The organism is Salipaludibacillus neizhouensis, assembly GCF_002886185.1.
Taxonomy (GTDB): domain Bacteria; phylum Bacillota; class Bacilli; order Bacillales; family Salisediminibacteriaceae; genus Salipaludibacillus; species Salipaludibacillus neizhouensis.
In genome coordinates this window covers 239545-253036 of sequence record NZ_KZ614148.1, presented here as the reverse complement: position 1 = coordinate 253036, position 13492 = coordinate 239545, and the positions used below count along the sequence as shown (strand labels likewise).

At 33.8% G+C, this 13492-nt stretch carries 12 protein-coding genes and 2 pseudogenes; 5 read left to right on the top strand and 9 right to left on the bottom strand.

The features are described 5' to 3' along the window. Positions 1-297: pseudogene (locus CEF18_RS24095) on the bottom strand (transposase); the annotation flags it as partial. A 544-nt stretch (positions 298-841) separates the two neighbouring features. Further along, on the bottom strand, positions 842-1879 hold the full coding sequence (locus CEF18_RS24090) for a YheC/YheD family endospore coat-associated protein (protein ID WP_110939039.1): 1038 nt from the start codon (positions 1877-1879) through the stop codon (positions 842-844). Positions 1880-2084: 205 nt separating this feature from the next. On the opposite strand from CEF18_RS24090, the gene CEF18_RS26725 reads away from it, so the two are divergent. After that, positions 2085-3338 carry a hypothetical protein gene (locus CEF18_RS26725; RefSeq protein ID WP_223292467.1) on the top strand — a complete coding sequence of 418 codons (1254 nt, stop codon included), beginning with the start codon at positions 2085-2087 and terminating at the stop codon, positions 3336-3338. Positions 3339-3897: 559 nt separating this feature from the next. On the opposite strand, the pseudogene CEF18_RS24075 reads toward CEF18_RS26725, so the two are convergent. From CEF18_RS24075 to CEF18_RS24065, 3 genes and pseudogenes are all read right to left on the bottom strand, one after another. Next, positions 3898-4116 (bottom strand): annotated as a pseudogene (locus CEF18_RS24075) (MazG nucleotide pyrophosphohydrolase domain-containing protein); the annotation flags it as partial. Between the two features lie 442 nt (positions 4117-4558). Continuing rightward, the gene (locus CEF18_RS24070; RefSeq protein ID WP_110939038.1) at positions 4559-5077 is read right to left on the bottom strand and encodes a GNAT family N-acetyltransferase; all 519 of its coding nucleotides are present in this window, start codon (positions 5075-5077) and stop codon (positions 4559-4561) included. A gap of 85 nt (positions 5078-5162) precedes the next feature. After that, positions 5163-5621 (bottom strand): arsenate reductase/protein-tyrosine-phosphatase family protein, encoded by a 459-nt coding sequence (locus CEF18_RS24065; RefSeq protein WP_110939037.1) that lies wholly within the window; start codon positions 5619-5621, stop codon positions 5163-5165. A 328-nt stretch (positions 5622-5949) separates the two neighbouring features. On the opposite strand from CEF18_RS24065, the gene CEF18_RS24060 reads away from it, so the two are divergent. Beyond that, positions 5950-7185, top strand: coding sequence for an IS110 family RNA-guided transposase (locus CEF18_RS24060; protein ID WP_110939036.1), 1236 nt, complete (start codon positions 5950-5952; stop codon positions 7183-7185). Between the two features lie 296 nt (positions 7186-7481). Here CEF18_RS24060 and CEF18_RS24055 read toward each other — a convergent pair whose 3' ends face one another. Further along, on the bottom strand, positions 7482-8054 hold the full coding sequence (locus CEF18_RS24055) for a recombinase family protein (RefSeq protein WP_110939035.1): 573 nt from the start codon (positions 8052-8054) through the stop codon (positions 7482-7484). Between the two features lie 371 nt (positions 8055-8425). Between CEF18_RS24055 and CEF18_RS26230 the strand changes: the two genes are divergently transcribed. Both CEF18_RS26230 and CEF18_RS24050 read left to right on the top strand, forming a co-directional pair. After that, a complete protein-coding gene (locus CEF18_RS26230) occupies positions 8426-8566 on the top strand; it encodes a hypothetical protein (RefSeq protein WP_183041239.1) in 141 nt (46 codons plus the stop codon). A gap of 1292 nt (positions 8567-9858) precedes the next feature. Continuing rightward, entirely contained in the window at positions 9859-10374 is a 516-nt protein-coding gene (locus CEF18_RS24050) for a hypothetical protein (RefSeq protein ID WP_110939034.1), read from the top strand. Between the two features lie 60 nt (positions 10375-10434). Here CEF18_RS24050 and CEF18_RS24045 read toward each other — a convergent pair whose 3' ends face one another. From CEF18_RS24045 to CEF18_RS24040, 3 genes are all read right to left on the bottom strand, one after another. Continuing rightward, on the bottom strand, positions 10435-10617 hold the full coding sequence (locus CEF18_RS24045) for a helix-turn-helix domain-containing protein (protein ID WP_110939033.1): 183 nt from the start codon (positions 10615-10617) through the stop codon (positions 10435-10437). Then, positions 10607-10744, bottom strand: a complete 138-nt coding sequence (locus tag CEF18_RS26225) for a hypothetical protein (RefSeq protein ID WP_183041238.1) — start codon at positions 10742-10744, stop codon at positions 10607-10609. The genes CEF18_RS24045 and CEF18_RS26225 overlap by 11 nt, the downstream gene beginning before the upstream one ends. Before the next feature lie 61 nt (positions 10745-10805). Further along, positions 10806-11627: a hypothetical protein gene (locus CEF18_RS24040; RefSeq protein ID WP_110939032.1), complete on the bottom strand. Its 822-nt coding sequence runs from the start codon at positions 11625-11627 to the stop codon at positions 10806-10808. Between the two features lie 556 nt (positions 11628-12183). On the opposite strand from CEF18_RS24040, the gene CEF18_RS24030 reads away from it, so the two are divergent. Next, entirely contained in the window at positions 12184-13488 is a 1305-nt protein-coding gene (locus CEF18_RS24030) for a tyrosine-type recombinase/integrase (protein ID WP_110939030.1), read from the top strand. Positions 13489-13492: the final 4 nt, after the last annotated feature.

The window sequence follows — 13492 nt, the reverse complement described above, 5'->3', positions numbered from 1 at the left end:
AGTCATAAATTACTTCTGGTCTTTGGCGAAGATGCCCATAGCTTTTTTTAAGATGGCATTTTCCTCTTCTAAATCTCGAATACGTTTCTTAAAGTCACGTTCAGCCTTGTCTTCAGCACTTACATTCCCACTACCTACAAAGGCTGCTTCATTACCGATCTCGTATTTCTTTATCCAGTTATGCAGCGTTTGTTCTGCCAGATCTAATTCTCTAGCGACTTCCGCTATTCTTTTTTCGTCCTCCTTAACCATGCGAACGGCTTGAACTTTAAATTTCTTATCATACGTTTTTCTCATGTTGGACACTCCCGTTAAATTGTTAGGTATGATTATACTAGAATTTCTCCCAATTTACCGTGTCCATTATTTAGGCTAACATCACTCATCATCAAATATCACTTTCCTTCTTCGGGAGCATTACATGAGCTAACGGAGATGAGCTTTATGAATAATTTATATATATATAAACTTTTATTCACTTGAAGTACTTCTTATCTCTCCTATTTGGTCTCTTATCAATTCCTCTTTCAGACATTTATAATTCTGTTAACCGCTAATTCGTTGCACACCACCATCAAATTAATCGACTATGTATTGATTTTCAAATACACTTTCCCCATATCTACATCATCAGGTTTAAGAAATAATGAAAGGTCTGATAGGTTAGGTGGAAGTAATTACACCACCAAAAAATGTAGCGATTTAGCTATCGCTGCATATTACTATGCAAAATCTAGAGGAAATCCTTCAAAACAATTATTTAGCGATATTTTGTACAACTGAACCATGAGTATTAAGGTTTTTAGAGCGAAATCTCTAAAATCTAAAAGCATACTATCCATTATTTTTGAGAAAGATAGTATGCATATTTCATTGGTTGACTATATATGAGTTTATTATGTTTAAAACCTTTAAGGTCTTTGTATATATTTTTTTGTGGTTTACCGTTAAGTTCAATTATCCATAGTTTTGTTTGTTCGTCTAATACAAAATCAACACTTAATTCTCCCATTAACCCCAAATGAGTTTCTGCTTCATGTGCGGCCTGCACACTTAACTGATACAAGGATTTACGTATTTCGTTCCATTTCCCCGATGAAAATAATCTTGGAAGAACTTCTTCCACTCTGTACATGTCTTCATACATACTCATGTTAAAGTAATTTTCGTGAGCCACTCTGCATGTTATGGTGGAAACCATCCATTTCCCAAGACTCCCTTTTTGAACAAGGACTCGTATATCAAAGTACTTGTGATTAAATTGACTCACACGAATTCCTTGCTGAACGATGTATTTCCTTCGTCCAAAAAGTTCATCCAGTTTTCCTTGAACCGATTCATTTTTTCTACAAATGTATCTTGGAGCCAAGCTGTGCAAAGCAATGTAAATATCTCCATGATCCATCTGTTCAATTCGATACACAGACTTCCCCTTATAACCGCATTGGGGCTTAATGTATACTAGTTTATACTTTTCTAATAATTCAGCTATATTTACTTCATTATATAAAAAAGTGTCTGGGACATACGGTTTAAGACTTGATTGTTTTATTGAGTGATAGATCTCCCATTTATTAAATCGGTTGATTTTATTGAAACACCTGTCCTTACCAATCACTTTCTCAATACGACGTATCGAACTATTTTCTCTGTTATAGCTCCGGTTATAAACAACCATTGGGAAAGGGAATTTTTTTTCTTTCCACCTTTTTCCTTCTCGGTAAAGACCGATAATGCATTGCTTATTCCACAAAATATCGGGCGCAGTAAAGATGAAGAGCTGAACAGGGTTACCATGATATCGTTCATATAGCCCCAATACTTTTTTTCTTTTCTTCTTTGAGTCCACTAGAATACCTATTAATGGACGATTCTCCAATCTTATCACTCCCTGGATTTTGCCATTTTTATTATCTAATGAAAAGATAGAAATAATTGTTTGTACAAATAACAAATCAGAATCTAAAAAAGGCGAATGTGTTACTCCATTCGCCTTTTTTAAGTTAAACAGGCGTTTACAGTATGTCTTATCAAACAAACTTTTAATATGATAGATTAAATCAAATATAAGGAGAGATGAGATTATGGGAAGATGTATATGTCCTCCAGGTCCTCCAGGGCCAGAAGGGCCAGAAGGACCAGAAGGGCCACAAGGAGAGCAAGGGGAACCTGGACCTCCGGGGCCAGCGGGAAGTGTATTAGGCTTTGCAGATTTTTATGCGTTAATGCCTCCTGATAATACTGCAACTGTTGCTCCCGGTACAGACGTAGAGTTTCCGCAGGATGGGCCTACAAGTGCAGATGTGATTACACGTATTGATGACAGTTCATTCAATTTAGCTGAAATAGGAACTTATCAGGTCTTTTTTCAAGTGAGTGTGGATGAACCGGGCCAACTTGTTTTAACTCTCGACGGAAATGAGCTAGATTATACAGTGGTCGGTCGGGCAACAGGTACAACTCAGATCGTCGGCGAGGCACTTGTGACTACAACCGAAACAGATTCCGTCCTTACTGTACGAAATCCTGCCAACAATACAACAGCACTCACCATTACTCCTGTCGCTGGGGGAACAGAACCTGTTTCAGCACACCTAGTTATTACGCAATTAAGTGGAGAAGCCCAGCCTACTGTTGACCCATTTAACATTTATGTCCGAGCAGGAGCAGTTGGTGGAGACGGAAGCCAAGAAAATCCATTCGGTACTATCCAGCAGGGGATTGCAGCTGTAGCGCCAACGGGTACAGTTCATATCTTTGAAGGCACGTACCCTGTAGTGTCCCAAATGAATGTTAACAAACAAGGAATCACTTTACGTGGCTACCCAGGAAATATAATCGAGTTACAAGCGAATGTCATTCCTTTTATGGTAACAGGAAGTGGAATCACTCTTGAAGGATTAACGATGACCAGTGATATCCCGTATCCTAGTGAATTTATTCAAATTGGTGGTAGTAACCATAGGCTATTAAATAACACTATTTTTGGTCCTGAGCAAGCGCCTCCATCAACTGGATGGGTAGTAAATCGTGCCGTAGTTACACAAGCTGGTAATATGTCAAACCTATTAATAAGGAATAATACCTTCTATTCACTTCGTCAACCTGCATATTTAAATCCAAATACAACGGGTGATATCCTTAACAACGTTGTGTATAATACACGTGGATGGGTAGTAGATGGAGCTGTTTTTGTATTCTCAGGCAACTCATGGGGTATTCCTGCTAATGCTGTAGATATTGCTCTGTTAGTGGGGACTCAAACAGGACCTCCGTATGATCCGCTATCTGAGCTATCGAGAAATAATAGTGATGCTACAATATCCGATCAAAGATGATTAAAGAATAACGAACTAAGCAAAGAAAATTTTACTGACTGAAGTTGTGTAGAATCGTCATCAGTTTTTTGAATAAAAAAATAAAAATAAGAAGCCTCATTTATCGACATTCGTCAATAAATGAGGCTTACGTAGTTTCCACTATATCCATTCTTCCCAGACTCCTCTCCTATCTTAAATTAACTCATCCAAATAACCGTGTTACCACGATTATTCTCATCCGATAGAAATCGTCTGAGACTGGCATTGAGCAGGTAATACTGATTATTCATCAGCTAACTCCGCCATTTTCATGCGTTCGTGCATTGTTTTAACTACATTAAGTTCCGTTAATTGCTCATGGGGATTTCCACATCCTTCAGTTTTTTAGGGAACACACCCACTACACTACCTCCATAGTATAGAGATCTATCAGCCAAAGCACCCATACATCCAACTTGAGCTCCCATAAATCAGAGTCCTATTTCTAATCGCTAATTCTTCTCCAAGCTTTTCTGCATTTTCAATATAAATACTGTCAGTACCTAACTCGATCCACAAAATACAGCTAGATTTTTGATACATCTCCAAGTTCTTCTGTTAAATGTTTCTTACCCTCACTGAATGAACTAGCATATTCACCCGGACGATCTCGTCCAATTTCAAGGGCTCTTATAGCTCTAGCCACTTCTCAAGTCTCTTCTGATAAAAAGCCGATACGTACAAAAATATTTAAATCAGCCCAACCTCTCGATTTGTAGTATTCAGCAACCCATTTTTGAAATTCTTTTGCTTCCATCTAAGAGCTCACTCATTCATCTGTATATACTGTATATAGTTAAATCTATAGAATGATAACACAATATACTGTTAAGTAGAAGAGAGTTCCTTTTTAATCATCTTCAATTGTATGGCCCATTTGCTGATCAAGAAGAATCCTACATATCACTGAGGGTGTTTAAGTAAAAAAATTCACAAACTCTTATATTTTCTATTATCATATTAATATAAATTTTCCAATTATCACTTTTATTTGGGGTGCGTCAGGAAAATGCGGAATTACAACGTTAAGGAAATCCCCAAAATAAAAAGCCCAATTTCTCAGCATTAAAATTGAGAAATTGGGCTTTTTCGTTACTCAAGAAAAGCGCCTGTTTGTTGAAGATAGTATCGATAGGAATTAGGTACTTAAAGGTAGCTTGCTTGTTCAACTAATGCTAACCCGTTAATGGAATAAGACTTTATATTAAAGATGCTATCTCCGTCCATCCATAAGCAATGTCTTTATACTTTTGCCCTTTTAATTCTAACATCCCTTCTCGTACTTCTTTTCCTCCAAGGGATTTATAAAACTCTCTGGCTGATATATTGTTTTCAAGTACGAGGACAATTAAAGAATTAAAACCGTCTTCTCTCAATCGCCTTGTCACAGCAGTAAACAGCTTTCTACCTAAGCCTAGTCCTTGGTATTCATCTAAAAGATAAATTGCATGAAGTTCACCATCATATAAAGGGTCATTAGTCCTTTCTGGTCCACCTGAAGTAAACCCAATAATATTACCTTGTTTGTCTTCCACCACATAAATAAACATGTCTTTATTAGACAATACATTTAAGTGACGTTTCTCAGACCACTCGTATGTTAAATTTTCAATAAATTGAGAATCAACTATACCTTTATAGGTTGTTCGCCAACTCTCAACATGAACTTTCGCTATTGATGGCATGTCCTCTAATGTAGATATTCTTATATTAAACATTGTCTAATCAACTCCGAAATCTATTCTCGTTCCTAATTGGTTCAATTTCTTCTTTCATTAACCTGCCCGTGAGTGGAATAAGAATCTATTTGACTTTCTCTAAATTTCTTATTAAATAAGGTACAGAATGATTTATATATCTCACCAATTGACTCATTTGTTCAAAGAAATCCTCACTATCGGGAGAACCAATATTTACTGGTGTTTGTTGACCATTTAATATTTCGTTAAACAAACATATATCACGGTTATAGCGTTGTTTAATATAGACTTTATGTAATTCACTCATCCCAATAATTACATCGAATTTCTTGAAAAAAATCTCATCAAATTGTGTTCTTTTAAAATCAGAAGTATCTATACCTATTTCTTTCATTATATCAAAATGAATACTTGAGTATTTACTAATATCGCTATTAGCTCTTATGCCGCTTGATGCAACATTTACTGAATTATTTTTGGTAGTTTTCAGATAATCCTTCATACAAAATTCTGCAATCACACTTCGAGTGAAATTATCAGTACAAACAAATAGAATATTCATTGTGTTTCCCCCTTTATATAGTAGGTATTTCTAAGTGATTCGCGCCGATCATACATTACCTTATTAAGTTAACCTGCTCGTTCGTAATATAAGGTTAACCAGATTTTTCTGGTTGACCATTTTTTATATGGTTTTATTATAACAGTAGCCGGGGTAGAACGTCTCTGCTCGTGGGACATTGATCCCGTCAACTAAACAGTTCACCCCCTACTTGTAAAAACATGATTGAGGCTGGTTGGGACCTTTGGATCCCGTTTAACAAGCGAAGCTATGATATTACAAGAAGGATTAGGGGCACCGGCAATTTATTAGGAGGAGGAGATTTTGAATGAATCCAGTCGTTGGTCTGGATATTTCTAAAGGGGAAAGTCAGGTCCAAGCATTTTTGGACAAGAAAAAGCCATATCGTAAGAGTTTTAAAGTAGAACACACCAATGATAGGTTAGCGTTACTTCACGAGTTTTTAAAGCATATAAAGGAAACTACAGGACAGAATCCGGCAATTATTTTGGAATCCACAGGGCATTATCATGCCTCCGTTGTTCAATTTTTGGAGGATCGTAATTATTTGTTAATCATAGTGAACCCATTGGTCTCACATAGAGCGAAAAGTTCTAGTTTACGTAAGGTTAAGACAGATGCTGTAGATGCTTACCATCTTTGCGAACTTTACTATAAGGAAGATTTAGAGCCTTATAAAAAACGTGGAGTTCAACTCTTAAACCTTCGTAATCTAACACGGCAACATGAGAATATTACTGGGAATTTCATTAACACAAAACTACAGTTTCAAGCTGTATTGGAACAAGTATTTCCTGAATATAGAGGTGTCTTCGGAGAGCTATATTCATATGTTTCTTTACGTATTCTCAAAGAATTTAAGGCATCCGAAGATATCTTGAAAACTAGTGAAGATAAACTAGCAAATCGTATAGCAGATTTATGTAAGAGTCGTTCTGAAAAATGGGCTTATGAAAAGGCGCAAAAGCTAAAAGAAGCAGCATCACGAAACCCATTTAAAAAGACGTTATATCAAAGTCATCTGTTAAGCATGGATATGTATATAGATATGCTTCTTCAATTTAAAGAGCATCTATCAAAGTTGGAGGCAGAGATAGATACCCTGGCTAAAGAAATTGAAGAATATAATATTATCAAATCTATCCCTGGTATTGGAGAGAAGATCGCTGCCACGATCATTTCTGAAATTGGGGAAATAGATCGATTTAATCATCCAAAAAAGCTTGTAGCTTTTGCAGGTGTTGATCCTAGCGTTTTTGAATCAGGTAGATTCACAGCCAGTATGAACCGTATTACTAAAAGAGGTTCTAGCCGCCTACGACATGCCCTATTTCTAGCTGTGCGTTGTGCCATACGTGATAAACGGAAAAAGAAAACTCGTAATGAAATACTCCCTCGAAATAAGAGAATGAGAGAGTTTTACGATAAAAAACGTAGTGAAGGCAAACCTTTTAGGGTAGCAGTTATTGCTTGCGTAAATAAGCTCTTACATTGGATTTATGCCTTACTAAAAAACAAAACGACTTTCCAAGATATAGATTAAAAACTATATCTAATTAAATAATCCAAAGCCTTCCATAATGGTGATAATGGAGGGTTATTTGGCATGCGCAAATTTAGTATATCATATTATTTTTTAGGATTTTACAGAAAAATATTGACAAACTATTAGCTGGTTTAGTTTAAGTGAAAAATTTCACAAACTCTTATATTTTCTAGTCTCATGTTAACATAAATTTTCCAATTATAACTTTTATTTGTTATGATCTTTTGATATAAAAATTATACTGATCTTCCACCATCTGGCCCGTTTGCGGAAGACAACGTAGCACATTTAACTTACTTCTTAATCTCCGCATAAATTGTACTCCGAGGAACACTAGTCAACTTCGCGATATCATTTACACTCATTCCGTTAGTCCCTCGTTGCTTATACAACTCCAAAGCTCTTTCAACATTCTTTTGGGGTTGGCTTGGTCTCCCCATATGTTTACCTTGCTGCTTAGCTCGTTCTCTACCTTCAGTAGTTCGTTCTACAATTAAGTCTCTTTCAAACTGTGCAAATGATCCGAGTATATTGAACAGAAGTGTCTGAATACTATTCGAATCTTCTCCAGCCATAAACTCCATATTATCTTTAATAAACTGAACGCTTATTTCTTTTGCATTCAGATCTTGTACTAAATTATTTAAGTCGATAATTGAACGTGCTAGTCGATCAATTTTTGTAACAACTAATGTATCTCCTGCATCCATAAATTCAATTGCTTCCAAAAGCTTTTCTCGATGAATTTTACTCGCTCCGGTTATTTTTTCAACAAATACCTTTTTACAACCTGCTTTTTTTAACATTTCCTCCTGTGTTGCTAAATCTTGTCCAACAGTTGAAACTCTCGCGTAACCTATTTTCATAACTATCTCACACCTTGTCTTAAAGTTTATTAACTTCTATACACTTAATTATAGACTAACTTTTAGACAAATACCATTTTTTATAAATGCTTATATAACGTAATTCTATATTTTTAAGTCCTATGTTCTTATGTACATCTAGAAGTTAATACTTTTAGACGGTGTGAACATGATCTATCCACTACATGAGGAACGAATAATTATTTCTGATAAATTAACACCAGAACTAGTTGTACTTTAAGATCAGATTCAAGCTTGAGTCGAATAAAAATCGAGGGGGGATGTTTGTTTTTGTATTAAGGAATAAGGGGGGAGTAGTTGTTATAATATGAATTAATATAGTAATATAGTCATAGGAAGGAGGGGTTACAATGACTAAAGTTGAATTATTTGACGAGGGTTTTAAGAGTGCAGCTAAAAAATATGAAAAATGGATTATAAAAAACCCACACATCAAAATCATATCAACTACTTATGCTAAAGAGTGGCTAGTTGTTACTTACGAAGAATAAGCAAATGACTCTATGAATCTATAATAAAAAACCACCATATATCTACAATGTAGTAGATTATGGTGGTTTTTTATTTATTCTATTGGCTCTGGCAATGGCATGGTTCTCATATCCCCTTTTTGACTATGAAATAGCGTTTCATGTTTTGAAATGCTCTGAGATTCAAATATCTCATTCATATAGGCATAAGACAGCCATTGCAGCTAATTTATTCTTGATAAGCCTCTGAGAAACACTGGCAACGACGTTTTAACAACTCGTTGCACTTGGTGCAAGTTTATCCTCATGTCTAAAATATCAAAAGACTAAGTTGCTACTGGATCAAGAACCGTTTCACATCCATACGAAGCCCTCTAACAACTTGTCCCGTGTTATTAGAATACAAAATGGTGGTTTAGTATCTTCGGTTATTAGGAGACCAAAGTAAGACAACAGCAATCTTTGATCACCTTCTTCATCAAACTGAAGTTATAATTTTCGATTATTTATGCAGGAGAAGGTTATGAAATCCTCTAAAGCAAATAAAATACGTCTAAGAAAAGAGTCTGACTCAAATGTAGCTCAATTATTACAGGACTTAGTATATTATAAGTAGTACAAAGGTACTAAAAAAGCAGTTAAAAGAAAAGACTTCTACAACTGAAATAAAATTAGAACAAAAAGTCGATAAAATAATATAACGTTTAAAAAATGTGGTCCATAATGTAGCACCTGGCTAAACATTAATAGATGAAAGAGTAGGAAAAATCTTTAATGAAATGTATGGTATGATGATGAAGATTTTATAGATCTATAGACTCGAGCTAATTATATAGAGTAGATGGTAATAAATTACTGAAGCCCTCATTTCATCTTTCAAATGCTATTTTGATCTGACTTTTTGATAAAAGCTAAATCCATCTGCAAATCAAGCCTTCCTTTTGATCAATTTTTTTCAAAACCGGTGGGGGCTATTGTGTTATTCTATACTTTTACATTACAGTATACTGTCCGCCACCATATTCACAATTGCTTATAGAATTTATACTATTAAGGATAGAATGAATAGGAATTTTCTTCAGCAAATAAGGCGATTGTTGATGATTAAACATCAGTAAACAGTAAAGAATCTAATTGTTTTTACTTATAGAATTCATTCATAGTTAGCATTAGATATCTATAGATCCTAGATCTGTTCTTCTTATATGCACCATTTTTTTCTTCTGTTTAAACTATAATAGTTCCTTTCAAAGTATAGAAGTTAATATGACTGTCTATACTTTGAATGAAAAAATATAGAGAGGAGAATGAGAATGTCTACAAAAAGTATAGTTTTATGGACAGAAAAAGATGATCGATTACTTGCTGACACAGTGAAATCAAAAATTATACTTGGAGAATCACAAGGACAAGCATTTAAAGAAGCGGGCTATAAATTAAATCGGACAGCAGCAGCTTGTGCATTCAGATGGAGTTCTGTAGTTAAATTAAAGTTTAACAAAGAAATTGAAAAAGCGAAACAACAAAAAAATGAGAAAAAAGTAAAAACTCATTATAATCAAAATAATTTCACTCGCATAGAAAGAGAGGACATTTCTAAAGAAACTGAACAATTAAAGGTTAAACATATATTATCAGCCTTCTCAGAACTGAACAATGAATTAAATCTAAAAGATATAAACAGAGTGATGAGAGAAAATGAAGCATTGTTTCAAGAGAATAGGCAGCTGAAGAAGGAAATACTTGCAGTCAGCGTAATCATAGATCGATTGCGACTTTCTTTAAATATTGATGCCCATAATGATATTGAATTGCCAGAGGTAAATTAATTAAAAAGAGTCAGCTTCCTGTTAACAGGAGGCTGACTCTTTTTATTTTAATAAATAAACTTATTTCTCTAACCATGTGAAAAATTCGCTTGTCAAAACTCTTTTGCATCTACCAAGTTTAATTAAAGGGAAATTCTTTTGGTTCATAAGCTCATAAGCTGTCGGTTTTGATATTTGTAAGATTTCACTGACTTCTTTTGCTGTTAATACTAGTGGGTAGTCGTACTGTTTTTTATGAATCATCTTTAGCATCTTCTTTTTGATCGCTCTTCTGTTTGTATTTGATTAAAGAATCATTTTCAAGTTCTTTTAACCACTTCTTTAAAATATTTAATCCTCGTTGTCTTCTATTAATATTACTTTCATCCATAAAAAAACCTCCTATTCTTTAATAGAAGGTTAATCATGTACCACTAAAAAGTTACTCTTATCTAGAAAAGTGGATAAATTAATTTGCTTCCAGTTCGCAACATTAATTCATCTTTGTGATTTTTGAGTGTATTAATGCTATGGGGGATTGTATCATAGAGCCCTATAAAATTGATTTTAAAAGTTTTTTCTCTAAGATTACCCGTAACAGGTGTTTCTATTATATATTTTAGTTTCCTTTGTTCAAATAACTTCGCAATATCAACGAAAGAACCAATTTGAAAAGAAGATTTATTATTATAAAAGAACTCTAAACAAAAGAATTCCACTCGTCGATCAATACGCACCTTAGCAAGATCAGAAATATAAAAGGGACTATAGTCAATGATATATCCTTCTATAATTCTAGATGAAGGCTTTTCAAGTTCCTTTATTAACTTTTCAATTTGGCTGACCTCAGAAAAAGTAAAATATTCAATAAAACTTTGCCCATCATTATGACCCTCAAAAACATGAGTAAGAGGAGACGAGACATATTCAAAAGGAATATCTAATATAATCGCTAATCGAAACAACTTATAAGAAAAACCTCTGGTTGAGTTGTTTGGGTATTCAGCTGTAATAAACGTATCCGCTCCATCAATACCCATCTTTTTTATATCAGGGAAGTTTAAATCGTGAGTATACATAGCAGCTTTAAGCCTGAGTCCAATAGGTAACTTAAGTAAAAATTTTTTTAAAAGGGCTGTATCTCTCGCTAGTATCTTCACATCATTCCATTCACTCCTTGGAGCAGAATGTTCTTTTAAAAAATCTTGATAACTAATAATCCCATTTGCAAAATCTTTTTTAATTTCTAATAAATAAGGGTTTTTTGAATTCATATCGCTTCACCAAATACATCATATCTTGGAATTGATTCAGAGTCTGAACAAACCAAGAAAATGGATAATAAAGCAATCTATTTGGCGGAGATACCCATTTTATCTTAGGATCGATAAAGATAATGGATAAAATTTTATCCAGATTTTTAGATAGAAGATATTTTTTCAAAAAACATGTAAATATAATAAGTATCACCACCTTTATAAATTGAAGGGATGTACTTTATCAAATGGATTTTAAACAACCTCTCCGAAGATTCTTTTATACAAAACAAAATGTTCTGAGAGATCCTCTCTATAAGTGAAATTCGTATAGACTCCATTTAACAGTAAAAAAAGTATTGAAGTAACGTGAATTTCATTATATACTCAAAAAAAAATGACGTAGAAGGGAAGAACCACGAATGCTTCTGTAAATGTTTGCCAATACTAATTGGTGAACATTTTTTTTACCTTTCTAGATCTAATCTATAATAATCAGCCACTCTCTTAAGACTGATTATACTTTAAGAACTCTTATAAAGGTAGAAAAAGTGAAATAAAGGAGTGGTTTTTAATGGAAGCTTTAGATAACAGAAAAAAAGATTTAGTGCCAGAAGACTTAATTAATGATTTTCTTATTTTAAAGAATGATAAGAGAGTCAGTAGCTTTAATACAATTCGTGATTTTTTTCTATTCAACGGTAAAGAGGTATGCAATCTTAGAAATCAAAATTGTATTGAATACTTTGATTATTTGACAAGAAATCACCTGTATAAGCTCTCAACCAAAATATCAATGGAGAGAAAAATGAGTTTAGTTTATCATTTTATAAATTATTTGGACGAAAAAAAAATTGCTCGATTTACAATTTTAAACGATCCTCGTTACTTTGATTACCTACCTAAAACCTCTAAAAAAACCAAATCAAAACTCTCAAAAAAAATTAAATCAACGATAAAAAAACCTTTACCCGAAGCAATGAAACAATATCTAGAATATTTACAACGCTCAAATTATCATTCTTTAGATGAATATAGAAAAAAACTTTTCTATTTTATTAAGTTTTTAGAAGATAGGGGAAAGAATATCGATGTTTTTTTAGATTCGAATAATAGCGATTTATTATTTCAGGAAATAATAGCTTTCGAAGACATGTTATCGTTAAAAATAGTGCGAGAAGAGGTACAAAAATCCACTGTAAAAAATTACCTATCAGCTCTTCAGTTATTTGTGAAATATTTATTAGATAAAGGAGTGGTTAGCCGTAAGTACATTATCCCGGCGCACCTTCGAGGTAAACCTAATATTGCCAATCTATATGTCCCGAGCGAAGAAATAATTAAATTATTGAATTCACTGTATCAGCATTCAAATCACGTATTGCGGGACACAGCCATTTTTTTACTTATAGTAGATACTGGGTGCAGGCCCATTGAAATCGTAAATTTAACTCTTGGAGATCTAAATCAAGTAGAAAGAACACTTGGCTTAATTTCAGGGAAATCTAAAAAGAGAATAGTAAAAATTAGCAAGGAAGTTATAGAGGTGATCAAAGACTTTCTTGAAGTGAGGGATTCTTATGAACCAGATAGTGACCACTTCTTTCTAAAAAGAAATGGAGGGAAAATATCATATGACGGTATTTATGGCATTTTTAGATTTGCGAATATAAAAACTTACGGTGAGATGAAATATTCACCATATGCTTTTCGTCACACTTTAATTACGAATGTCATGGATGAGCATGGATTTCAACAAGCTGCAAAATTGGCTGGGCACGAAACATGGAAGTCCACGAATAAATACTTATATCGTTCTAAAAAACGATTATTAGATAATACATTAAAGTACAATCCATTAAAGGAGAAAGAAGGATAATAAA

Excerpts from the sequence above, each read along its gene's own strand:
- CEF18_RS26725 (WP_223292467.1), top strand. The coding sequence starts at position 2,085 with ATGGGAAGATGTATATGTCCTCCAGGTCCTCCAGGGCCAGAAGGGCCA.
- CEF18_RS24040 (WP_110939032.1), bottom strand. The coding sequence starts at position 11,627 with ATGAATTCAAAAAACCCTTATTTATTAGAAATTAAAAAAGATTTTGCA.
- CEF18_RS24060 (WP_110939036.1), top strand. The coding sequence starts at position 5,950 with ATGAATCCAGTCGTTGGTCTGGATATTTCTAAAGGGGAAAGTCAGGTC.
- CEF18_RS24055 (WP_110939035.1), bottom strand. The coding sequence starts at position 8,054 with ATGAAAATAGGTTACGCGAGAGTTTCAACTGTTGGACAAGATTTAGCA.
- CEF18_RS24050 (WP_110939034.1), top strand. The coding sequence starts at position 9,859 with ATGTCTACAAAAAGTATAGTTTTATGGACAGAAAAAGATGATCGATTA.
- CEF18_RS24030 (WP_110939030.1), top strand. The coding sequence starts at position 12,184 with ATGGAAGCTTTAGATAACAGAAAAAAAGATTTAGTGCCAGAAGACTTA.
- CEF18_RS24065 (WP_110939037.1), bottom strand. The coding sequence starts at position 5,621 with ATGAATATTCTATTTGTTTGTACTGATAATTTCACTCGAAGTGTGATT.
- CEF18_RS26225 (WP_183041238.1), bottom strand. The coding sequence starts at position 10,744 with ATGGATGAAAGTAATATTAATAGAAGACAACGAGGATTAAATATTTTA.
- CEF18_RS24070 (WP_110939038.1), bottom strand. The coding sequence starts at position 5,077 with ATGTTTAATATAAGAATATCTACATTAGAGGACATGCCATCAATAGCG.
- CEF18_RS24045 (WP_110939033.1), bottom strand. The coding sequence starts at position 10,617 with ATGATTCATAAAAAACAGTACGACTACCCACTAGTATTAACAGCAAAA.
- CEF18_RS26230 (WP_183041239.1), top strand. The coding sequence starts at position 8,426 with ATGACTAAAGTTGAATTATTTGACGAGGGTTTTAAGAGTGCAGCTAAA.